This window comes from Frigoribacterium sp. RIT-PI-h (assembly GCF_001297205.1).
Lineage (GTDB): Bacteria > Actinomycetota > Actinomycetes > Actinomycetales > Microbacteriaceae > Frigoribacterium.
On the sequence record NZ_LHOZ01000004.1, the window covers coordinates 1 to 21,668 of the forward strand.

The following is a 21,668-nucleotide window of genomic DNA, read 5'->3' on the forward strand; positions in this document are numbered from 1 at the left end:
GGGGCGGGCGGCCCCTGGCGGCGGCGGGCGCGCGCCGGGGGGGCGGGGGGGGGCAGGGGGTGCCGGCGGGGGGGGGGGGGCGGGCCCGGGCGGCAGGCCGCCGGGCCGGGGTTCGGGGGCGAGGGGCGGGGCGGACCAGGGGGCGGGGGCGCAGGTCAGGCGGCGATGCCGGGGAGGAGTGCGATGACGCCCGCGCCTCCGACGACGGCCAGGCCGACGGCGAGGGCGATGAGCGTGCCGACGAGCATGACGGCGGACGAGATGATGCCGACGAGCGCCATGGTGCGACCCTCGGGCTCACGACGGCGGGACAGGATGCCGAGGACGAGGCCGGCGATCGGGACGACGAAGGTGAAGCCGAAGCCGATCGAGGCGAGGCCGAGGACGAGGCTCCAGACGGCGAGCGGCGAGCGGATGCCACTGGTGGGGGCGGAGTCGGTGGTGTGTACGGGTTGGTTCGTCATGTTCCGAGCCTAGGAAGCTGCTCGAGGCGACCCCAGGGGGCTGACCCCCGGATCTCAGCGGGGGTCGCCCGGCGCGGGCAGTTTGCCGAGACCGCGGGTGATCACCTCGGGCGACGACGCGAGGCACACGCGGATCCACCCCTCGCCGCTGCGGCCGAACGCGCTGCCCGGAGCGACCGCGACGCGCTCCGACAGCAGGAAGCGCTCCGCCCACCCCGCGACGTCTCCCCGGGACGCGTGGCTCACGTCGATCCAGAGGTAGAAGGCGCCGCTGGGTTCGAGGTACCGGATGCCCCGCTCGGCGAGCAGCGTCGTGGCGAGGTCGAGGTTGCTCCGGTAGTGCTCCCTGGCGTCGGCCACGGGCTGGTGATCCCCCACGACGGCGGCGAGGGCGGCGTGCTGGTCGGGCTCGGCGACGCAACTGATGGCCGCCTCCTGGACCGTGCGCATCGTCTCGGCGAGACCCTTCGGCGTCACGAGGTAGCCGACCCGTACGCCCGTCATGGCGTAGGTCTTGCTCATCGAGAAGACGCTGAACACCCGGTCGTCGGTGTCGAGCGAGGCGAGGCTGACGTGCTTCGGCCCGTAGGTGAAGTACTCGTAGACCTCGTCGCTGATCACCCAGAGGTCGTGCCTCCGCGCGAAGTCCAGCAGGCGCCGCAACGTCTCTTCGGGGTAGACGACGCCGAGCGGGTTCGACGGGCTGTTGACGATGAGGGCGCGGGTGCGGTCCCCGACGAGGTTCTCGAGCTCGTCGAGGTCGGGGTGGAAGCCGAGGTCGGGTGCCAGCGTGTAGGGCACGGGCACCGCGTCGAGCATGTGGGCGTTCATCGTGAAGGTCGTGTAGCCGGGGTCCGGCACGAGCACCTCGTCACCCGCCGCGAGCAGGAGTCCCATCGTCTGGTGCAACGCCTGCGTCCCGCCGACGGTGACCCAGACCTGCTCGAGGTCCACGTGCACGTCGTTCTCGCGGACGAGTTTGGCCACGAGCGCCTCGCGCAGGGCGGGGATGCCACCGTTCGGCGTGTAGTCGGTGCGGTCGTCGGCCCAGGCGCGGCGCGCGGCGTCGGCGATGTGGCGGGCGACGGGCACGTCGGGCTCGCCCACCACGAGCATGTCCACGTCGTCCAGCTGGGCGGCGAGCTCGAACACCCGACGGATCCCGGATGCGGGCACGGTGGTCATGTGGGGCGCGAGCTGGGGCATGATGGCACGGTACTACGCACGACACGGCACGCCGTCGGGCCGACGATCGTTGAGAGTAGGGCCTGCTGCTGGTAACGTTGCCTGTTGGCTTGCGCGTTACGTCTGCAGTGGCGGAACGCGATCGCAGCCGAGAGCCGCTCCGGTGGCCATCACCGGCGGCAGCACCGGGTCCACCGATCAACGTCGGTCGGACGCTCGGCTGGCGCACACCCGTCCGAGACACAGAATCCAGAAAGTAGTTCACGTGGCAAACATCAAGTCGCAGATCAAGCGCATCGGCACCAACAAGAAGGCCCAGGACCGCAACCGCGCGGTCAAGAGCGAGCTCAAGACCGCCGTCCGCGCCACCCGCGAGGCCATCGCCGCCGGCGACAAGGACAAGGCCACCTCGGCTCTGCTCCTCGCGTCGAAGAAGCTCGACAAGGCCGCCAGCAAGGGTGTCATCCACCAGAACCAGGCTGCGAACCGCAAGTCGTCCATCGCGAAGCAGGTCGGCGCCCTCTAGGCTCCCCTCCCCCCGAGCCCCCGGGCTCGACGACGAAGGCCCCGTCTCGATCGAGACGGGGCCTTCGTCGTACCCGGACGTCGGCGGGACCGACGCCCGGACGGTCAGGAGGCGCGGTTCACGGCAGCAGGGCACCACGCGTCGAGATCATGGTCACCATCCGCTCGAGTGCGTACACGGGATCGCGTTCGGCGCCCTTGACGGCCGCGTCGGTCTCGGCGAGCAGTTCGATGCATCGGCCCAGCCCGTCCTCGGACCAGCCACGGAGGTCGCGTTGCGCCCGCTCGACCTGCCACGGGGCGAGCCCGAAGCGTGAGGCGAGTTGACCCGAGCCGCCGTAGGAACCCTGCAGCTTGGCCATCGTGCGGATCTTCATCGCGAACGCCGCCACCACGGGCACGGGGTCGGCCCCGGTCGACAGCGCGTGGCGGAGCAGCACGAGGGCCTCGCCCTGGTGGCCGGCGATGGCCGCGTCGGCCACCTTGAAGGCGTTCGTCTCGACCCGGCCCGAGTAGTACTTCTCGACGGTGGCCTCGGTGATCTCGGCCGCGGCGTCGCTGATCAGCTGCTGGCAGGCGCTGGCGAGCTCGGCCAGGTCGTCGTTGAAGGCCGTGACGAGCGCCCGCAGGGCCCCCTGCGAGATGCGTCGTCGCTCGGCGGCGAACTCGGCGGCCGCGAACGCGAGCTTCTCGGTGTCTTTCTTGAGCTCGGCGCAGACGACCTCGAGGCCGCGGCCGGTGCCGCCCCGGACGGCGTCCAGCAGCTTCTTGCCGCGGACACCGCCCCCGTGGCGCAGCACCAGGGTCGTGTCGTCGGCGGGCGCCCCGAGGGAGCGCAGCGTCCCGGGGGGGACCGCGCCGGTGCACTTCCCCCCGCTCGGGACGCGGATGAGACGGGGCTCGGCGGAGAGCGACGGGCTCGCCAGGGTCACGAGTGCGCCGGGCTGGTAGTGGTCGGCCTCGAGGTCGTGCACCTCGAGGCTGGGGTCTTCGGCGGCGAGCTGGTCGCGCAGCTGTCGTGAGGCCCGATCGGCGAGGAACTGCTCGGGCCCGCTCACCAGCACGACGGCCGCGGGCCGGATTCTGTCCCACCCCCCCTGGTCGATCGCGACCGAGGCCTTCTTCGCCGTCTTGCCACTCGCTCGCGCTGCCATGCTGCCTCTCGGACGTCGTCCCACGGACGCGGGGCCCGCCGCGCCACCTCCGATGCTAGAGGACGCCACCGACGTGCCCGACGTGCCGTCACGGTCTCGGGGCCCGCGTGCTCCCGCCAGATGCGCAGGCCGACGACGCCGTCCCCACGCACGCCGGGCGTGACCGCGGCCGGACCGGCCTCGTCGCTGCGCACCCGCTCCCCCGCCGCGCCGGACCAGGTCGAGCGCGACGTCGGTCGGGTGCCCGTACGAGTTGTCGGACCCCACCCCGATCAGGCCGACTCGAGCCGACACCCGCTCGTACAGCTCGGCGTGCTGGTCCGCCGACCCGTGGTGCGAGACCTTCACGACGTCGACCCGCCCGAGCCCCTCCTCACCGGTGGGCGACGAGGCCAGGCGGCGTTGCGCGGTCTCGCCGAGATCGCCCAGGCCGAGCAGCGAGAGGCACCCGGTCCGGCAGGCCGCGCCGGGGTCGACACGCAGCACGAGGCTCGCGTCGTTGCCGGCGGGGGCGTCGGCCGGCGGCCCGAGCAGCCGCCCCGTGTGCCGGCCGCGACGTCCCCGGGTGCCGCCCCGCGCCTCCTGGACCTCGGCCCCACCGTCGCGCAACGCCGTCACGACCTCGGCGTCGTCCGAGCGCCCCACGGGCCCGACGAGGGCTGTACCGACCCGACCGACCACGGAGTCGATCGCCCCGACGTGGTCACGGTCGAAGTGGGTGAGCACGAGCAGGTCGACGTGCCGGACGCCGAAGGTCGAGAGGCATCGGTCGAGGGCGGCCCCGTCGTCGCCCACGTCGATCAGGGCGACGGCCCGCCCGCTGCGCACGAGCACGGCGTCGCCCTGTCCCACGTCGCACTGGGCCACGACCCAGTCGTCGGGTACGGAAGCGCGGGTCACCACGGTGCGCCCGCCCACCACGCCGACTGTCGCCACGAGGACGCCCACCAGCAGCGTCGTCGCGACAGCCCGCGTGCGCCCCCGGGCTCGGGCCACCACGGCGACGACGACGAGGGCCGTGACGCCGACCAGGGAGGCGACGCCGAGCGCCGAGGCGTCCCACCCGAGTCGCGTGCCCGGCCAGCTCGACGCCGACCGGGCGACGGCCGCGACCCAGGACGACGGCAGCCACGAAGCCCAGGCGACGGCCGTGGCCGCCCCGGGCACCCAGGGCGCGAGCACGCAGACGACGAGCCCGCCCACGGTCGCCACCGGAGCCGCCGGGCCGGCGAGCACGTTCGCCACGACGCCGTGCAGCGCGATGCTCGGCTCGAGGGCGAGCAGCACGGGCTGGCAGGCGAGCTGCGCGGCCGTGGGCACGGCGAGGGCCGCCGCCACCGGCTCGGGCACGAGGCGCGCCAGCAGGACGGTCATCGGCCCACCGAGCACGACCAGCCCCGACGTCGCGAGGACCGACAGGACGAAGGCGAGGTCGCGGGCCAACCACGGGTCGGGGAACAACAGACCGGCGACCGCCAGCGCGACGACGGGCACGCGGGCGAGGGGTCGGGGGAGGGGGGGTGGACGAGCACGAGCACCGCCATGACGGTGGCCCGGACGATGCTCGGCTCGGGCGTGACGAGCACGACGAACGCGACGAGCACGACGACGGCCACCGTGAGCCGCAGCAACCGCGGCACCTTCAGCAGCGACCCGACGAGCACCACGAGTGCGACGAGCACCGCACAGTTCGAGCCCGACACGGCCGTCAGGTGGCTGAGCGACGCCTGCGTCATGTCGTCGTCGAGGTCGTCGGGGACGCCCGACGTGTCACCGACGCCGAACCCGGGCAGCAGCGCCCCGCCGTCACCCGGCAGGCCGGCGGCCACGGCGCGGAAGGCCGCCCGGAGCCCGTTCGACCAGGCCGACGCCCGCCCGGGCTCGGCGCGGACGCCGAGCGGCTCGGCCGCCCACCCCCCGAACGCGACCGACTCGCCGCACCGCGCGGGCGCCAGGACGAGCCGGGCCGAGACCCGGGCGCCGATCTCGCCCGAACCCCGCCCGTCGAGTCGCACCCCGAACACCCGCACCGGCACCCGAGCCCCGAGCGCCGCGGGTCCCGCGCCGACGTCGAGCCGATCGACCGACATCGTCAGGACGTCGGCCCGCCCCTCGACCCGGTCGAGCAGTCGCCCCTCGACCGTGACCGCGTGTCCGACCGACGTCGTGAGCCCCGACGGGTGGCGGCGGTCGTCGCGCACCGCCGCCTGGCCCGTGAGCCCGGCGCACGCCCCGGCACTCAGGGCGACCACCAGCAGCACCTGCCCGGCCGCGAGGACGCCCACCCGCGCCACGACCACGAGGGCGACTGCGACGACGCAGACGACGAGGGCGACCGCTGCCACGACGGGCAGCAGCCCGGGCCGGGTCGAGCCGACCGCGAGCCCCCCCCCCGCCACGGCCCCGGGCACCCCGAGCCGCAGGTCGAGGACGCGACCGGGCGGCACCCCCGCACCCGGTCGCGCAGCTCCTCGAGCGTCTTCGGACCGATGCCCGGCACGCCGAGCAGGTCGTCGACGCTGCGGAAGCGCCCGTTCTCGTCGCGCCAGGACAGGATCGCGGCCGCAGTCGCCGGCCCCACACCGGGCAACGTCTGCAACGCCGCATCGTCCGCGAGGTTGAGATCGACCGCTCCGCCACCGGCCGCCGCCCCTCCCCCGGGCACCGGTCCACCCGCCGCCGCGTCACCACCGCCCGCCGCTCCGTCGTCCACGGTCTCGCCCACGGCCGGCACCCGCAGCTGCTCGCCGTCGACGAGCACCCGCGCGAGGTTGACGGCCGCCTGATCGGCGTCGGCCGTGAACCCGCCGGCCGCGGCGACCACGTCGACCACGCGGGCGCCCTGCGCCAGCTCGTACAGGCCGGGCGCCGCCACCCGGCCGTGCACGTGCACGAAGACGACCGGAGCACCCCCGGGAGGCGCGGTGGCGGCCCCTGCGACGGCCTCGGCCCCGGTGCTCGGCTCGACCGTCACGAGCTCGTCCGCCGCGCCTCCTCGGGTGGCGAACGCCGACACGGCGACGCTCACCGCCAGCACGACGAAGAGCAGGACGACGACTGCGCCGAGCCCCACACGCCACCTCGGACCACCCGGCTCGGACGGGTCGACGGCGGTGCGAAAGCTGACGGTCATGACCCGTCACGGTACGAGCGAGCACCCGCCCGCATGGACGTCGACGGCCGCCCTGGGGAACCAGGACGGCCGTCGACGGGTGGGGACGAGACGCGCCCCCGGGCGGCTACTTCACCGCGATGTTCACCAGGCGCGGCGCCCGCACGATGACGTTGACGATCTGCTTCTCACCGATCGCGCGCTGCACGGCCGCGGACGCGCGCGCCATCGCCTCGAGCTCGTCGGAGCCGATCTTGGGCGACACCTCGAGCCGGTCGCGCACCTTGCCGTTGACCTGGACGACCGCGGTGACGCTCGTCTCGACGAGCAGCGTCGGGTCGGCCTTCCGCCAGCCGTACGTGGCGAGGGCACCGCCGTCGTAGCCGAGCTTCTCCCACATCTCGGAGGCGGTGTAGGGAGCGAACAGCGACAGTCCCAGAGCGACGGTCTCGGTCGCCTCGCGCACGGCCGGGTCGGACGCACCGGGACCCGAGTCGATGGCCTTGCGGACGGCGTTGGTGAGCTCCATCAGGCGCGCGACGACGACGTTGTACTTGAACGCCTCGCTGAGCCCCGGGGCCTCGGCGAGGAACCGGTGCGTCACGCGGCGCAGGGCCTGGTCGCCGTCGGCCCACACCACGTCGCGCGAGCTGTCGACGTCGCTCGCGAGACGGAACGCCCGGGCCAGGAACTTGGCCGAGCCGGCGGGCGAGACGTCGGCCCAGTCGATGTCGTCCTCGGGCGGGCCGGCGAAGGCCATCGTCAGGCGGATGGCGTCGACGCCGTGCTTGTCGATCTCGTCGGAGAGGCTGACGACGTTGCCCTTGCTCTTGCTCATCTTCGCGCCGTCCTGCAGCACCATGCCCTGGTTCAGCAGCGCGCTGAAGGGCTCGGTGAAGTCGACGTGGCCGAGGTCGAAGAGCACCTTGGTGATGAAGCGCGCGTAGAGCAGGTGCAGGATGGCGTGCTCGACGCCTCCGACGTACTGGTCGACCGGGGCCCACTTGCTGGCCTGCGCCGGGTCGAAAGCGCGGTCGGCGTCGGTCGGGTCGAGGAACCGCAGGAAGTACCACGAGCTGTCGACGAAGGTGTCCATCGTGTCGGCGTCGCGGCGCGCCGGTGACCCGTCGCGCGGGTCGGGCACGTTCACCCAGTCCTCGGCGGCACCGAGCGGCGAGCTGCCCTTCGGCTTGAGGTCGAGCCCCTCGGTCGACGGCAGCCGGACCGGCAGCTCGTCGTAGGGCACCGGCACCTCGACGCCGTCGGCGCCGTGCACGATCGGGATGGGCGTGCCCCAGAAACGCTGGCGCGAGATCAGCCAGTCGCGCAGGCGGTACGTCTTGGCCGCCTTGCCGTCGCCGGACGCCTCGAGCAGCTCGACGACGCGCTTGATCGCGTTCGACTTGCTGAGGCCGGTCAGGGCGCCCGAGTTCATCAGTCGACCGTCGCCGGTCAGGGCCACGCCGGTCTCGCGGGGGTTCAGGTCGGGCAGGTCGTCGGGCAGGATCGCCTGGCCGTCCTCGTCGAGCTCGAGCTTGGGGATCACGCCCGTGACGGGCGCGTTCGTGTCGACCACGACGCGCACCGGCAGGTCGTACTTGCGGGCGAAGTCGAGGTCGCGCTGGTCGTGCGCGGGCACGGCCATGACCGCGCCGTGGCCGTAGTCGGCCAGCACGTAGTCGGCGGCCCAGACCGGCATCGGGTCACCGGTGAGCGGGTTGACCGCGACCCGGCCGAGCGGCACGCCGGTCTTGGGACGCTCGCTCGACTGGCGCTCGATCTCGGTCGCTTTCTGCACTTCGACGAGGTACTCGGCGAAGGTCGCCTTGACGTCGTCGGTCGCGTCGGCCACGAGCTCGGCCGCGAGGTCGGAGTCGGGGGCGACCACCATGAAGGTCGCGCCGTACAGGGTGTCGGGACGCGTGGTGAAGACCGTGACCTTCTCGTCACGGCCCTCGATCGTGAAGTGCACGTCGGCACCGATCGAGCGGCCGATCCAGTTGCGCTGCATGTTGAGCACCTTGGTCGGCCAGCGACCCTCGAGCTGGTTGAGGTCGTCGAGCAGGCGGTCGGCGTAGTCGGTGATCTTGAAGTACCACTGCGTCAGCTTCTTCTTGACCACGACGGCACCCGACCGGTCGCTCGTGCCGTCGGGCAGCACCTGCTCGTTGGCGAGCACGGTCTGGTCGACCGGGTCCCAGTTGACCCAGCTGTCTTTCCGATAGGCCAGACCCTTCTTGTACATCTCGAGGAACAGCCACTGGTTCCACTTGTAGTACTCGGGGTCGCTCGTGTGCAGCACCCGGCTCCAGTCGAACGACGGGGCGTAGAGCTTCATGCTCTGCTTCTGCTGCGCGATGTTGGCGTAGGTCCACTCGCGGGGGTCGACGCCGCGCTTGATGGCGGCGTTCTCGGCGGGCAGCCCGAAGCTGTCCCAGCCGATGGGGTGCAGCACGTTGAAGCCCTGCTGGCGCCAGTACCGCGTCACCATGTCGCCGAGCGCGTACTGCTCGGCGTGACCCATGTGCAGGTCGCCCGAGGGGTACGGGAACATGTCGAGGATGTACTTGCGGGGGCGCTTGTCGTCGGGGTCGACGACGAACGGCTGCTCGGCGTCCCACCGGGCCTGCCACTTCTCTTGCAGGCGGGCGACGTCGTACTCGCGTTCGGGCACGCCGTCGTGGGGCGGGGTGGCCGAGGGGGCGTCGGTCGCGGTCGTGTCGTACTCGTGTGCCACGGGGCTCTCAATCACTGCTGGCAGTCGGTGCGGTGGGTGCGGACCGCCCGCGCGAGGGCACGGCGACGTGCGCTGGGCTCAGCGATCCTCGCCAAGGCTACCGAACGGCGCGCCCCGTCACGACATGCGCACCGGGGCCCCGTCGGCGGCACGGACGCCGAGCACGGCGAGCAGGGCCGACGCCTTGAGCTCGACCTCGTCCCGTTCGTCGACCGGCACCGACGAGATGGTGATGCCGCCGCCGACGCCGACGCGCGCACCCGCCGGTCGTGCGGGCCGTCCCGCACTCGCGGCCCGGGCACCGTGCACCACGATCGAGCGGATGGTCATCGCGAGGCCCGCCGAGCCGCCCCGCCCGAGCCAGCCCGTCGCGCCCGAGGAGACGCCCCGGGGCGCCCCCTCGAGGTCGGCGAGCAGTTCGACGGCCCGACGCTTCGGCGCGCCGGTCATCGAGCCGGCGGGGAAGGCCGCCTCGACGACGTCGGCCGCGGTGCACCCCGCGCCCAGCCGGGCCCGGACCGTGCTGACGAGCTGGTGGACGTGCTCGTACGAGTGCACGGCGAGCAGTTCGGACACCTCGACCGTGCCGAGACGGGCGACGCGGGCGAGGTCGTTGCGGACCAGGTCGACGATCATGACGTTCTCGGCGCGCTCCTTGTCGCTCTCGACGAGCTCGCGCGCGAGCACCGGGTCGTCGACGCCCGACCCGCGGCGTCGCGTGCCCTTGAGCGGCGACGCCGCCACCCGGCCGCCGGTCGTCCCCTCGACGAACGACTCGGGCGACGCCCCGACGACGGCCACGTCGCCGATGCGCACGAACGAGGCGTGCGGAGCCGGCGAGGACCGACGGAGGTGCGCGAAGGCCTCGAGCGCGTCCACCGGCCCGTCGACGTCCACCGCCGTCGTCAGGCAGAGCTGGTACGCCTCGCCGGCCGCGATGGCCCGCCGACAGCCCTCGATCAGGTCGAGGTACTCGTCCGGACGGTGTCGCCAGCGGACGGAGGGCGAGGCGGAGCCCTCCGAGGAGGCGCGGGTCGGCCCGGGCACCGGGGGCTCGGGCGGCACGTCGGCCCACGTCTCGGCCACCGAGCGGGGCCACGGGTCGCCGACCCGCGCGACGGCCTCGACCGAGCGTGCGGCGTGGTCGCAGACCAGGGCGCGGTCGACGTCGAGCAGGGCGAGGTCGGCGGGGTCTCCGTCGGCGGCGACGGTCGAGGCGGCGGCCGCCGGGCGGGGCCCCCCGGTGGCGTCGCGGTCGAGCAGTCGGCAGCCGAAGCCGTGGCCGGGCCGGCCGGCCCCGCCGGGCGGGTGGCGGTCGGGCTCGGCGTCGGCCCGGTCGTCGCGCCCCTCGGGCCAGGGCCGGTCGGCGCCGCCGTCGCGGACGTCGCCCGTCCGGGCCGGGCCCCGCCCGACGACGGACCGGCCCCGGGTGGCGGCCACGCCGGCGTCGCGCCAGACGACGTCGCCGGTCGCGGCCAGGTGCCGGACGACGGCCTCGGGGTCGCGCCACTGCAGGGAGGATCGGACGACCGCGGGGCGCATACCCTTGATCCTATGAGTGGAGCCCCGACCCGATGAGTGCCGAGCGGCCGGGAGGCGACGTGCTGAACGTCTGGCAGGGCGACGAGCTGACGACGCGCGGGGACGGAGCGACGGGCGAGGCCGACCCGCGCCTCCTGGTGGCCGACTCGTGGCTGGTCGACGACGGCTCGACGCTCGCGCTCGACGTGCACCGCGACCGGTTCGCCGGCTCGGTCGCCGAGGTGGCCGGGGGGCCCGACGCGGACGAGGTCTCGGCGTTCTGGACGGCGGCCGTGGCGGTCCTGCCCCGGTCGGGTGCCTGGTTCCCGCGCGCCGAGCTCGTCGCCGGCGACGGAACCGACGCCGACGGCCGAGCACGGCTGCGGCTGCGCCTCCGGCCCGCTCCCCCGCGCCGCCGATCGGCCGTCCTCGCGACGGCCGACCGTGCCCCCCGCACGCAGCCCACGGTCAAGGGCCCCGACCTCGCGGCCCCCGGGTCGCCCGGGGCCGCCGCCCGGTCCCGCGGGGCCGACGAGGCGGTGCTGCTCTCGCCCGAGGGGCACGTCGTCGAGGGCGCCGGGGGCTCGATCGTCGGGTGGCGCGGCGCCGCCCTGTGCCTGCCGGCGGACGCCCTGCCCCGCCTCCCGGGCGTGACGGTCCGCAGCCTGACGACGCTGGCCGCCGTCCTCGGCGTCGACGTGCTGCACGACCACACCCGGCCGGACGAGCTCGACGGGTTCGAGGTGTGGAGCCTCAGCGCACTGCACGGCATCCGCATCGTCACCGGCTGGGTCGACGGCCCGGCGCCTGCCGAGGAACCCGGGCGCCTCGCGCTCTGGCGCGGCCGACTCGACCGCCTGCGACGACCGATCGCCGCCCGACCGCCGCCCGCCGACGGCAGCCCGACGACCGGGGCCCGACCGCCGCGGCGCCGCCGAGCCGGCCGGCGGCGCCGTCGAGGGAGCCGCCGGCCTCGACGTCGGGGTCGCCCTCGCCCGCGCGGGGCCGGCCCGCCTCGATGCGCACGCGACGCGTCACCAGCTCGGCCGGCACCTCGACGTGCGAGATCACGACGACCGTCGAGCCGTCGTCGCGGGCCGTCGTGAGGACGTCGCGCACGAGCCGACGGGCGGTCTCGGGGTCGAGTCCGGCGGTGGGCTCGTCGAGCACGAGCACCGGGAACCCCCGCAGGAGGGCACGGGCCAGCGAGATGCGCTGGGCCTGGCCGCCCGAGACGAGGACGCCCCGCTCGCCCACCGGCGCGTCGAGCCCGCCGCGCTCGGCGGCCCAGCGCCCCAGACCGCCGCGGTCCAACACCGCGAGCAGGTCGTCGTCGGTCGCCGTGTCGCGGGCGAAGAGCAGGTTCTGCCGCAGGGACTCGTCGAAGAGGTACGGCGTCTGCTCGATCAGGCCGACCGTGGCCCGGACGGCGGCCGGGGCGAGGGTGGCGGGGTCGACTCCCCCGACCTCGTAGCGACCCGTGTGCTCGACGAACCGGGCCAGCACCGAGGCCAGCGTGGTCTTGCCGGCGCCGCTGGGCCCTTCGACGACGACGCGGTCGCCCACGGCCACGTCGAGGTCGACGCCGCGGAGCGCGGGGCCGGCCGCCCCCGGCCACGTCTCCGAGACGCCGCGCAGACGCAGGGCGGGCGCGGGTGCCGACACGGCGGAGCCGTCCGATCGGACGAGCTCGACGGGGCCGGCGTCCGCCCCTCCGGCGGCCTCGCCGTCGACGCCGCCGGCCGGCACCGCGACCGGCCCCGCCGCCTCGACGCGGTCACCACTCGCCCGGACGCGACGCCAGGCGAGCCCGGCCGTCGGGACGGCTCCGACGACCTCGAAGACGGCGAGGGGCACGAGGGCGACCAACGCGAACGCCGGGCCGGTCAGCCCGCCCGAGGCGACGTCGGGTGCGACGACGGGGATCGTCGCGAGCACGGCGGCGCCCGACAGCGCCGAGAGCACGGCGGCGACGGCGCCCCGGGTCAGGGCCGGACGCGAGGGGGCGCGGCGCGGGTCGGCGTCGAGCCCCGCGACCCGGCCGAGCTGGCGGTCCACCGCCTCGAACGCGACGAGCACGTCGAGGTTCTGCACGAGGTCGACGACGGCGGCCGAGAGCGCCCCCCGCCGGTCGGCGAGGGTGCGCTCGCTGCGGCGGGCGAGCCGGTCGGCCGCGACGCAGCCGACGACGAACGCGACGACGAGGGCGCCCGCCAGGACGACCGCCGCCGCCGGGGACACGAGGGCGACGCCGACGATGGCGACGACCGAGGTGAGGCCCGACACCACGAGCGGCTGCACGACCCGCAGGGGCAGGTCTTGCAGGGCGTCGACGTCGCCGACGACGCGGGACAGCAGGTCGCCGCGATCCGTGCGGCCGAGGCCCGCCGGCGCGACGCGGATCAGGCGCCGGTAGAGCTCGGTGCGGACCACCGCCAGCTGGCGGAAGGCCGCGTCGTGGCTCGACAGCCGTTCGAGGTAGCGGAAGACCGCCCGGGTCAGGGCGAAGGCGCGGACGCCGACGACGGCGAGCGAGAGGTAGAGGATCGGCGGCTGCTCGGCGGCCCGCGTGATCAGGTACGCCGACGCCGCGAGCAACGCCACCGCCGACAGGGCGCTGAGCGATCCGAAGACGATGCCGGGGGCGGCCCGGCGCCCACGGGGCTGGGCGGGGCGGAGCAACGAGCGGGTCACGAGAGACCTCCGATCGGGACGACGACGTCGGCGGCGTCGCTCACGGCGCGGCGGTGCGTGGCGGCGACCACGGCGACGCCCGAGGCCGCGATGCGACGGAGTCCCTCGACGACCCGGGCCTCGGCGACGCGGTCGGGCGCCGACGAGGGCTCGTCGACCAGCCGGAGGCGCGCCCCGACCCGGACGAGCCGGTACCGCGCCCGGGCCACCGACACCCGCTGCGCCTGGCCGCCGGACAGCCCCTGGCCGCCGGCCCCGAGCACGAGCGCCGGGTCGAGGCCGGCCGCGCCGGCCAGGTCGAGGGCGCGCACGACGGCCTCGGGGGCGGGCTCACCCGCGTCACCCAGGGCGACGTGCTCGGCGACGGTGCCGGACGACAGCGTCGGCGACTGGCCCGACCAGGCGATCTCGTGGCGGGCGGGGGCGCGGCCCGACGAACGCCACACCACCCGGCCCCCGCCCGGTCCAGCCCGGGCACCGCGTCGAGCAGGGTGGACGTCCCGGCACCGCTCGGGCCGACGACCGCGGTGACGCGACCCGTCTCGGCGACGAACGAGGTCTCGGCCAGCCGCGCCGCGCCTCCTCGGCTCACCGAGACCCGGTCGACGACGAGCGCGTCGGCCTCGGCGCGGGGCTGGGCCCGATCGGCGACGGCCGTCGCTCCGGTCGGCCCGGTCGGCCCGGTCGGCCGGGGCGCGACGTCGCCCGGCTCGTCGTCCAGCAGCTCGAAGACGTCCTCCGCCGCCGCGACCCCGTCGGCCGCGGCGTGGTAGTGGGCTCCGACCTGGCGCAGGGGCAGGTAGGCCTCGGGGGTGAGCAGCAGCACGAACAGCCCGGCGGTCAGCCCCATCGACCCCTCGACGAGCCGGATGCCGATCGACACGGCGACGAGCGCGACCGACAACGACGCCGCGAGCTCGAGCACGAAGCCGCTGAGGAACGACACGCGCAGCACCTTGACCGTCTCGACCCGGTAGTCGTCGGTGAGGCGGCCGATCCGCTCGACCTGGCGCCGCTCGCGACCGAACGCCTTGAGGGTCGACGCCCCGCCCACGGCGTCGGCGAACGACGAGGCGAGGTGTGTCAGGCGGTCCCACTGCCGGTTCTGGGCGGCACGGGTCGTCCACCCGATCAACACCATGAAGACGGGGATCAACGGCAGCGTCACCACGACGATGAGGGCCGACAACCAGTCGTGCAGCGCCATGACGACGATCAACAGCGGCGTCGCGAGGGCCGTGAGCACCAGCTGCGGCAGGTAGCGGGAGAAGTACTCGTCGAGAGCGTCGAGCCCCGGGCCGACCAGGGTCGCGACGCGCGCCGAGGAGTGCCGGTCGACCCAGGCGCGCCCCCGGTCGGCGACCGCGCGGACCACCCGGGACCGCAGCTGGCTCTTGACCTGCGCCGCGGCCCGCGCGGCCGTCACCTCGAGAGCCCACGCCACGAGCGACCGCGCCGCCACCGAGACGCCGAGCCCCAGCAGGGCGGTCGAGAGCCCGGAGGTGCTCCCCTCGACGACCTGGACCACGGCCGTCGTCGTGAACCAGGCCACGGCGACGATCGCGACCGTCTGCGCGAGGCCGAGCACGGCGCCGAGCCCGAGGAACACCCGGGCGGCGGAGGCGTAGCGCAGGAGGCGCGGGTCGAGCGGCTTCACGGACGGCGGCTCAGTGCGCGGCCGGGATCGCCGCACGGGTGATCCGTTTGCGGAAGATCCAGTAGGTGAAGCCCTGGTAGCCGAGGATGAGCGGGACGAAGACGAGGGCGACCCAGCTCATGATCGTCAGGGTGTAGGTCGAACTCGACGCGTTGGCGATCGTGAGGCTGTTCGCCGGATCGTTGCTCGCCGGCATCACCCCGGGGAAGAGCGCCGCGAACAGGCTCGACACCGCCAGGGCGATCGTGACGGCCATGAGGCCGAAGGACCGCCCCTCACGGCCGCGGAGGTTCGCCACGAACGACGCGATCAGGGTGACGGCTGCCACAGCCGAGAAGGCGACCGACACGAGGGTCCCGTGCATCAGCGAGGTCAGGGCCAGGAAGGCCGCGGCGACGACGATCGTGACGACCCCGGCTCGGCTGGCGAGACGCCTGGCCCGACCGCGGATCTCGCCCTCGGTCTTGAGCGTGACGAACACCACGCCGTGCGTGAAGAAGAGCAGCAGGGTCGTGAGGCCGCCCAGCAGGGCGTAGGGGTTGAGCAGGTCGAGCAGTGTCCCGGTGTAGTTGTGCCCCTCGTCGAGCGGCACGCCCTGCACGACGTTGGCGAAGACGAGGCCCCAGACGAACGCCGGCACGGCCGAGCCGACGACGATCATGAGGTCGAAGCGGCGCTTCCACGAGGACTCGGGGCGCTGGTGGCGGTACTCGAACGAGACGCCCCGAGCGATCAGGGCCAACAGGATGAGCAGCATCAGGAGGTAGAAGCCGCTGAACAGCGTGGCGTACCACTCGGGGAAGGCGGCGAACAGGAACGCGCCGGCGACGATGACCCAGGTCTCGTTGAGGTCCCAGACCGGGCCGATCGTGTTGATCAGCACACGCCGGTCGGTGTCGTCGCGCCCGAGGAAGGGCAGCGACATGCCGACCCCGAAGTCGAAGCCGTCGAGCACGAAGTAACCGACGAAGAAGAAGCCGAGGATGACGAACCAGAGGGTGGGGAGGTCCATGGTCAGAGCCTTTCTCGCGTCGGTTCGGTGGAGGTCGTGGGCATCAGTAGACCGTCGCCTCGTGGCGGATCTCGCCCGACACGGGGTCGGGCTCGGGGGCGTCGGCCGGCCCCTGCTGGGCGGCCTTGACGATGAGCTTGAACTCGACGACCGCGAGCGTGCCGTAGATCAGGGTGAAGGCGACGAGCGAGATGAGCACCGTCAGGCCGGTGACCCCGGGCGAGACGCCGTCCTCGGTCTTGAGCAGCCCGAAGACGAGCCAGGGCTGCCGACCCATCTCGGTGAAGACCCAGCCGACGATCATGGCGAGGAGGGGCATCGGGTAGCTGAAGACCGCGGCCCGCCAGACCCACTTGTTCTTCGGCAGGCGCCCCTTGCGGGTGATCCAGAGGCCGACGAGCGAGACGAGGACGCTGACCATGCCGAGGCCCATCATCCAGCGGAAGGACCAGTAGGTGACCCAGATGATCGGGGTGTAATCGCCCGGACCGTAGAGCTGCACGTACTGCGCCTGCAGGTCGTTGATGCCCTCGACCGTGCCGTCGAACGTGTGGGTCGACAGGAACGACAGCAGATACGGCACCCGGATGCTGAAGAGCTCGTGCACCCCGTCGGGCGTGCCCAGGGTGAAGATCGAGAACGAGGCGTCGGCACCGGTGCTGGTCTTGTACAGCGCCTCCGCGGCCGCCATCTTCATGGGCTGGGTCTCGACCATCGCGAGGCCGAGCTGGTCGCCCGTGATGAAGGTGAGCGCGCCGGCGGCGACCATCGTCCAGAGACCGAACCGCAGGGCCGGACGCATCGTCTCGAGGTGCTGGTTGCGGGACAGGTGCCAGGCGGCGACCGCGACGATGACCGCGGCCGAGACCATGAAGCAGGCGAAGATCGTGTGCGGGAACGCGGCGAGGGCCACCTTGTTGGTCAGCACCTCCCAGATGCTGGTGAGTTCGGCCCGACCCTTCTCCTCGTTGATGTCGTAGCCGACCGGGTTCTGCATGAAGGCGTTCGCGGCGATGATGAAGTACGCCGAGAGGATGCTGCCGACGGTCGCGCCCCAGATGCTCAGCAGGTGCAGCTTCGGCGGCACCTTGTCCCAGCCGAAGATCCAGATGCCGATGAAGGTCGCCTCGAGGAAGAACGCGAGCAGGCCCTCGAGCGCGAGCGGGGCGCCGAACACGTCGCCGACGAAGCGCGAGTAGTCGGACCAGTTCATGCCGAACTGGAACTCCTGCACGATGCCGGTCACGACGCCCATGGCGAAGTTGATCAGGAAGATCTTGCCGAAGAACTGGGTCAGCTGCAGGTAGTGGATGCGGCCGGTGCGCACCCATGCCGTCTGGAAGACCGCCACCGTGAACGCCATGCCGATCGTGAGGGGCACGAACAGGAAGTGGTAGATCGTGGTGAGCCCGAACTGCCAGCGGGACAACAGCAGCGGGTCGAGCAGCTCGTTCATCGGGATGTGCCTTCTCCCTCGGATGGTGGTGGTGGTCGTGCGTCGCACCGTCGGGACGTGACGAGCATAGATCCGCAGATGGACGACACCTGTCGTTTACGGCACCCGGGCGCCGTGCACTCGCTGTGAATAGGCTCGGCCGGGTGAACGACGTGCTGACGACCCTGCTCGACCTGGTGCAGTCCGTCGACCCCGTGCTGAGGACGGTGCTGGCCGGCGTCGCCATGGTGCTCGAGACGTCGGTGCTCCTCGGCCTGATCGTGCCGGGCGACACGGTGGCGATCGTGTCGGCGACGGCGGTGGCCTCACCGTTCGAGTTCGGGGCACTCGTGGTCGCCCTCGTCCTGGGCGCCCTGGTGGGCGAGAGCGTCGGGTTCGCCCTCGGCCGCTTCTTCGGACCGAAGATCCGGGCGAGCGCGCTCGGCCGACGCCTCGGCGAGGCGAACTGGGTGCGGGCCGAGAACTACCTCGCCCGACGGGGCGGCATCGCCGTCTTCGTGTCGAGGTTCCTGCCGGTGCTGCACTCGCTGATCCCGCTGACCGTCGGCACGAGCCCGATGCGCTACCGGACGTTCCTCACCTGGACGGCCCCCGCGTGCGTCCTCTGGGCGCTCGCCTACGTCTCCGTCGGCGCGGCGGCCGCAGGCAGCTACCGCGAGCTCGCGGACGGCCTGCACCAGGCCGGCTACGTCTTCGTCGGCATCATCGCCGTGTTCGTCCTGCTCGTCGTCGTCGTGAAGAAGGTCCTGCACCGCCGCGAGGAGCGCCACATGGCGCACCCCGACGGGGACGCGGGCGACGACGGGTCCTGACCCGCGCCTCCTCGTGTTCGCCTCGGGGCAGGGACTCGGACGACGGAGAGCCCCGTTCCGAGGACGGAACGGGGCTCTCCGCGAGGGCGCCTAGCTGTCGAGCAGGCCCTTCTCGGTCAGGTAGTCCTTGGCGATCGTGGCCGAGGACTCCTTGTCGGTCTGGCTCTTCGAGTTGAGCTTCTGCAGGTCGGAGGCGCTCAGGACCGCGTCGACGCTCTCGATGACGTCCTGGGCGTCGGAGTCGACCTTGTCGGACACGATCGGGACCACGTTCTGCGGCAGGATCATGTTCTCGGGGTCGTCGAGGGTGACCAGGTCGTTCTCGGCGATCAACGGGCTGGCCGTGTAGATGTCGGCCAGCTGCACGCTGCCGTCGGTGAGGGCCTTGACCGTCAGGGGTCCACCGCCGTCGTCGATCGGGGTCGAGGTGACGTCGACGCCGTAGATGCTCTTCAGGCCGGGAGGGCCGTAGGGGCGCTCGGCGTTCTCGGGCGGAGCACCCAGCGTCAGCGTGCCGGAGTAGTTCTTGAGGTCGGCGAGGCTCGTGATGTCGTTGTCCTCGGAGAACTCTTTCGTGACGTTGTAGCTGTCCTGGTCGGACGCCGCGGCGGCCTTCAACGCGGTCAGACCGTCGGGCAGGGCGGCGGCGAGGGCCGTCTCGACCTCTTCGGGCGACTTCGCGGTCTCTTCTTTGTCGTAGTACTGCAGGAGGTTGCCGGTGTACTCGGGGAAGACGTCGATCTTGCCTGACTCGAGCTCGGGCAGGTACACCTCGCGCTGACCGATCTGGTACTCACGGGAGACCTTGTAGCCCTTCGCCTCGAGCGCCTGGGCGTAGAGCTCGGCGATGATCTCGTTCGAGTAGTACTGCTGCGAGCCGACGACGATCGTGTCGCCGTCGCTCGACGAGGACGAGTCCCCCGAGCTCAGCGGGTCGCTCGACGAGCACCCTGCCAGGGCCACCATGGCCCCGATCGCGACTGCGCCGAGAACGGTGAGCCGGCCCTTCTTGTTCGCTGTGATCACTGTGTGCCTTTCGTGAGGGGTGTTGCCGTGACCGCCCCGGGCCGGACGGCCTTGGAGCGGGTGTCGGAGGGGCGTCCTGCCGTGACCCCGGCGGGGACGACGAGACGCTGGACGATCGAGAAGAGGATCTCGAGGACGACCGCGAGGGCGATGACGAGGATGGAGCCCGCCAGCATCTTCGGGTAGTCGTTCGCCCGCAGGCCCGTGATGATGTAGCTGCCGAGACCACCCGCGCCGACGAAGGTCGCGAGGGTCGCCGTCGCGACGACCTGGAGGACGGCCGACCGGATGCCGCCGATCAGGAGGGGCAGCCCGAGGGGCATCTCGACCTTCGCCATGATCTGCCACTCGGTCATGCCGACGGCCCGCGCCGCATCGACCGTCTTGCGGTCGACGGCCTCGAATCCCGAGTAGGCACCGGCGAGAACGGACGGGATTGCCAGGATGACGAACGAGATGATCGGCGCGGTGAGGCCGATGCCGACGGACAGGGCGATCAGGGTGATGACGCCGAACGAGGGCAGGGCTCGCGCGCCACCCGAGATCGAGACGGCGATCGACCGACCACGGCCGGTGTGTCCGATGAGGTAACCGACGGGGATCGCGATGACCGAGGCGATCACCACCGAGAGGGCGCTGTACCAGAGGTGCTGGCCCAGTCTCGTGGGGATGCCGTCGGCACCGGCCCAGTGGGCCGGGTCCGCGAGCCAGGCGAATGCCTCGACGAAGAAGTTCACGGCAGCACGACCTTCTGGCGGGCCTGGACGGGCGCCACGGGCTTGGACTTCGCGTCCTTGCGGCTCCAGGGCATGAGGACCCGCCCGAGGAGCACGAGCAGGAAGTCCAGCACGAGGGCCAGGACGATGGTCAGCACGATCCCCGTCACGATCTCGGCGGTGATGTCGCGCTGGAAACCGTCGATGAAGAGGAGTCCGAGACCGTTCACCCCGAGGACACCGCCGACGGTGGCCAGGCTCACCGTGCTCACCACCACGACCCGCAGGCCGGCGAGCATGACCGGACCCGCCAAGGGGAACTCCACCCGCCAGAACCGTTGCCATGACGAGTAGCCCACAGCCGTCGCCGACTGCGTGACGTCGGCCTCCACGGCGGCGAGGGCGTCCGCCACCGATCGGACCATGAGGGCGATGCCGTAGAGGGTGAGGCCGATGACGATGTTGACGGGGCTTCGCAACGAGGTGCCGAAGACCACCGGCAGGGCGATCAGGAGAGGCAGCGACGGGATCGCGTAGAAGAGGCCGGCGACAGTGAGGATGCCCCGGGACACCCGGTACCGGTTCGCGAACCAGCCGATGGGAACCGAGATGACGAACGCCAGGATGACCGGCGGCACGCTCAGGCCCAGATGCACGATCGTCTTGTCGAGGATGTAGTCGCTGTTGGACCAGATCCAGTTCACGACGTCCACCCACCTCGGACCGGTTCGGTCAACACCCCGGCGGTGCGTCCGTCGCCGTCGACCACCACCTGACCGGTCGGGGTCTGCTCGACGTGCAAGGCGCGCTTGCCCCGGTTGGCACCGATGAACTCGGCGACGAAGTCGGTCGCCGGCGCCGAGAGGATCTCGGCGGGAGTGCCCTGCTGGGCGATCTGGCCGCCCTTCTCGAGGATGACGACCTGGTCACCCAGGTAGAAGGCCTCGTCGATGTCGTGCGTGACGAAGACGACGGTCTTGTCGAGTTCGCGCTGCAGCCGGATGAGCTCTTGCTGCAGATCGGATCGCACGAGCGGGTCGACGGCACCGAACGGCTCGTCCATGAGCAGGATGTTCGGGTCGACGGCGAGGCCGCGAGCGACACCCACGCGCTGTTGCTGCCCGCCGGACAGCTGGCTCGGGTAGCGCTGGGCCAGGTCGCGGTCGAGCCCGACCGTGTCCATCAGCTCGAGGGCGCGGTCGCGGGCGACCTTCTTGGACGTGCCCTTGAGCACGGGGACGGTGGCGATGTTGTCGACGACCTTGCGGTGCGGCAGCAGTCCGGAGTTCTGCATGACGTAGCCGATGCTGCGGCGGAGGCCGACGGGCTCGAGGTCGCCGATCGACTTGCCGTCGATCTCGATGACGCCGGACGTCGGGTCGACCATCCGGTTGATCATCCGGAGGATCGTCGTCTTGCCGCAGCCGCTCGACCCGACGAAGACGGTGGTCTTGCGGGACGGGATCACCAGGCTGAAGTCGTCGACCGCCAGGGTGCCGTCAGGGTACTGCTTCGTCACGGAACGGAACTCGATCATGGGTGGCTCATTCCTCGTGGGCAGCACGAATCGACACTTGCCAGGGCGTTCACCCAACCA

The 21,668-nt window shown here is 72.6% G+C and carries 17 protein-coding genes and 2 pseudogenes; 3 read left to right on the top strand and 16 right to left on the bottom strand.

The window, feature by feature from the left end:
- Positions 1-155: 155 nt before the first annotated feature.
- Positions 156-464 (bottom strand): DUF4190 domain-containing protein, encoded by a 309-nt coding sequence (locus AEQ27_RS00215; RefSeq protein ID WP_054144863.1) that lies wholly within the window; start codon positions 462-464, stop codon positions 156-158.
- A 54-nt stretch (positions 465-518) separates the two neighbouring features.
- Entirely contained in the window at positions 519-1,670 is a 1,152-nt protein-coding gene (locus AEQ27_RS00220) for a pyridoxal phosphate-dependent aminotransferase (RefSeq protein WP_054144864.1), read from the bottom strand.
- Positions 1,671-1,914: 244 nt separating this feature from the next.
- Here AEQ27_RS00220 and rpsT point away from each other — a divergent pair, with 244 nt between their 5' ends.
- Complete coding sequence (gene rpsT / locus AEQ27_RS00225; protein WP_043596189.1) at positions 1,915-2,175, top strand: 30S ribosomal protein S20; 261 nt, start codon at positions 1,915-1,917, stop codon at positions 2,173-2,175.
- 118 nt (positions 2,176-2,293) lie between these two features.
- Here rpsT and holA read toward each other — a convergent pair whose 3' ends face one another.
- The 6 genes and pseudogenes from holA to AEQ27_RS00250 form a co-directional block, all read right to left on the bottom strand.
- Positions 2,294-3,328, bottom strand: coding sequence for a DNA polymerase III subunit delta (gene holA / locus AEQ27_RS18615; RefSeq protein WP_054144883.1), 1,035 nt, complete (start codon positions 3,326-3,328; stop codon positions 2,294-2,296).
- Between the two features lie 660 nt (positions 3,329-3,988).
- Positions 3,989-4,789 (bottom strand): annotated as a pseudogene (locus AEQ27_RS18620) (ComEC/Rec2 family competence protein); the annotation flags it as partial.
- Positions 4,699-5,673: a ComEC/Rec2 family competence protein gene (locus tag AEQ27_RS18490; protein ID WP_054144865.1), complete on the bottom strand. Its 975-nt coding sequence runs from the start codon at positions 5,671-5,673 to the stop codon at positions 4,699-4,701. The gene AEQ27_RS18490 and the pseudogene AEQ27_RS18620, both read right to left, overlap by 91 nt.
- A complete protein-coding gene (locus AEQ27_RS00240) occupies positions 5,568-6,461 on the bottom strand; it encodes a ComEA family DNA-binding protein (RefSeq protein WP_082383096.1) in 894 nt (297 codons plus the stop codon). The genes AEQ27_RS18490 and AEQ27_RS00240 overlap by 106 nt, the downstream gene beginning before the upstream one ends.
- Before the next feature lie 106 nt (positions 6,462-6,567).
- Positions 6,568-9,114 carry a leucine--tRNA ligase gene (leuS, locus tag AEQ27_RS00245; protein WP_152970061.1) on the bottom strand — a complete coding sequence of 849 codons (2,547 nt, stop codon included), beginning with the start codon at positions 9,112-9,114 and terminating at the stop codon, positions 6,568-6,570.
- Positions 9,115-9,294: 180 nt separating this feature from the next.
- Entirely contained in the window at positions 9,295-10,719 is a 1,425-nt protein-coding gene (locus AEQ27_RS00250) for an anthranilate synthase component I family protein (RefSeq protein ID WP_054144867.1), read from the bottom strand.
- 32 nt (positions 10,720-10,751) lie between these two features.
- On the opposite strand from AEQ27_RS00250, the pseudogene AEQ27_RS18625 reads away from it, so the two are divergent.
- Positions 10,752-11,426, top strand: a pseudogene (locus AEQ27_RS18625) (aminotransferase class IV); the annotation flags it as partial.
- A gap of 52 nt (positions 11,427-11,478) precedes the next feature.
- Here AEQ27_RS18625 and cydC read toward each other — a convergent pair.
- From cydC to AEQ27_RS00275, 4 genes are read right to left on the bottom strand one after another with little or no spacing between them, the layout of a single operon-like run.
- A complete protein-coding gene (gene cydC, locus AEQ27_RS00260; RefSeq protein ID WP_082383097.1) occupies positions 11,479-13,392 on the bottom strand; it encodes a thiol reductant ABC exporter subunit CydC in 1,914 nt (637 codons plus the stop codon).
- A 40-nt stretch (positions 13,393-13,432) separates the two neighbouring features.
- On the bottom strand, positions 13,433-15,049 hold the full coding sequence (locus AEQ27_RS18590) for an ABC transporter ATP-binding protein/permease (RefSeq protein ID WP_304437564.1): 1,617 nt from the start codon (positions 15,047-15,049) through the stop codon (positions 13,433-13,435).
- Between the two features lie 10 nt (positions 15,050-15,059).
- Positions 15,060-16,061 (bottom strand): cytochrome d ubiquinol oxidase subunit II, encoded by a 1,002-nt coding sequence (cydB, locus tag AEQ27_RS00270; protein ID WP_054144869.1) that lies wholly within the window; start codon positions 16,059-16,061, stop codon positions 15,060-15,062.
- Positions 16,062-16,104: 43 nt separating this feature from the next.
- On the bottom strand, positions 16,105-17,517 hold the full coding sequence (locus tag AEQ27_RS00275; protein ID WP_054144870.1) for a cytochrome ubiquinol oxidase subunit I: 1,413 nt from the start codon (positions 17,515-17,517) through the stop codon (positions 16,105-16,107).
- Positions 17,518-17,660: 143 nt separating this feature from the next.
- Between AEQ27_RS00275 and AEQ27_RS00280 the strand changes: the two genes are divergently transcribed.
- A complete protein-coding gene (locus tag AEQ27_RS00280; protein ID WP_054144871.1) occupies positions 17,661-18,329 on the top strand; it encodes a DedA family protein in 669 nt (222 codons plus the stop codon).
- Positions 18,330-18,419: 90 nt separating this feature from the next.
- On the opposite strand, the gene AEQ27_RS00285 is transcribed toward AEQ27_RS00280, so the two are convergent.
- The 4 genes from AEQ27_RS00285 to AEQ27_RS00300 are packed head-to-tail and all read right to left on the bottom strand — an operon-like array spanning position 18,420 to position 21,608.
- The gene (locus AEQ27_RS00285; RefSeq protein ID WP_235450918.1) at positions 18,420-19,355 is read right to left on the bottom strand and encodes an ABC transporter substrate-binding protein; all 936 of its coding nucleotides are present in this window, start codon (positions 19,353-19,355) and stop codon (positions 18,420-18,422) included.
- On the bottom strand, positions 19,352-20,092 hold the full coding sequence (locus tag AEQ27_RS00290; RefSeq protein ID WP_054144872.1) for an ABC transporter permease: 741 nt from the start codon (positions 20,090-20,092) through the stop codon (positions 19,352-19,354). The genes AEQ27_RS00285 and AEQ27_RS00290 overlap by 4 nt, the downstream gene beginning before the upstream one ends.
- A complete protein-coding gene (locus AEQ27_RS00295) occupies positions 20,089-20,775 on the bottom strand; it encodes an ABC transporter permease (protein ID WP_054144885.1) in 687 nt (228 codons plus the stop codon). Before AEQ27_RS00295 ends, AEQ27_RS00290 begins: the two co-directional genes overlap by 4 nt.
- On the bottom strand, positions 20,772-21,608 hold the full coding sequence (locus AEQ27_RS00300; protein WP_054144873.1) for an ABC transporter ATP-binding protein: 837 nt from the start codon (positions 21,606-21,608) through the stop codon (positions 20,772-20,774). The genes AEQ27_RS00295 and AEQ27_RS00300 overlap by 4 nt, the downstream gene beginning before the upstream one ends.
- Between the last annotated feature and the right edge of the window lie 60 nt (positions 21,609-21,668).

Coding starts and splice junctions, on each gene's coding strand:
- AEQ27_RS00240 (WP_082383096.1), bottom strand. CDS start 6,461: ATGACCGTCAGCTTTCGCACCGCCGTCGACCCGTCCGAGCCGGGTGGT.
- holA (WP_054144883.1), bottom strand. CDS start 3,328: ATGGCAGCGCGAGCGAGTGGCAAGACGGCGAAGAAGGCCTCGGTCGCG.
- AEQ27_RS00220 (WP_054144864.1), bottom strand. CDS start 1,670: ATGCCCCAGCTCGCGCCCCACATGACCACCGTGCCCGCATCCGGGATC.
- AEQ27_RS00250 (WP_054144867.1), bottom strand. CDS start 10,719: ATGCGCCCCGCGGTCGTCCGATCCTCCCTGCAGTGGCGCGACCCCGAG.
- cydB (WP_054144869.1), bottom strand. CDS start 16,061: ATGGACCTCCCCACCCTCTGGTTCGTCATCCTCGGCTTCTTCTTCGTC.
- AEQ27_RS00215 (WP_054144863.1), bottom strand. CDS start 464: ATGACGAACCAACCCGTACACACCACCGACTCCGCCCCCACCAGTGGC.
- AEQ27_RS00300 (WP_054144873.1), bottom strand. CDS start 21,608: ATGATCGAGTTCCGTTCCGTGACGAAGCAGTACCCTGACGGCACCCTG.
- AEQ27_RS00275 (WP_054144870.1), bottom strand. CDS start 17,517: ATGAACGAGCTGCTCGACCCGCTGCTGTTGTCCCGCTGGCAGTTCGGG.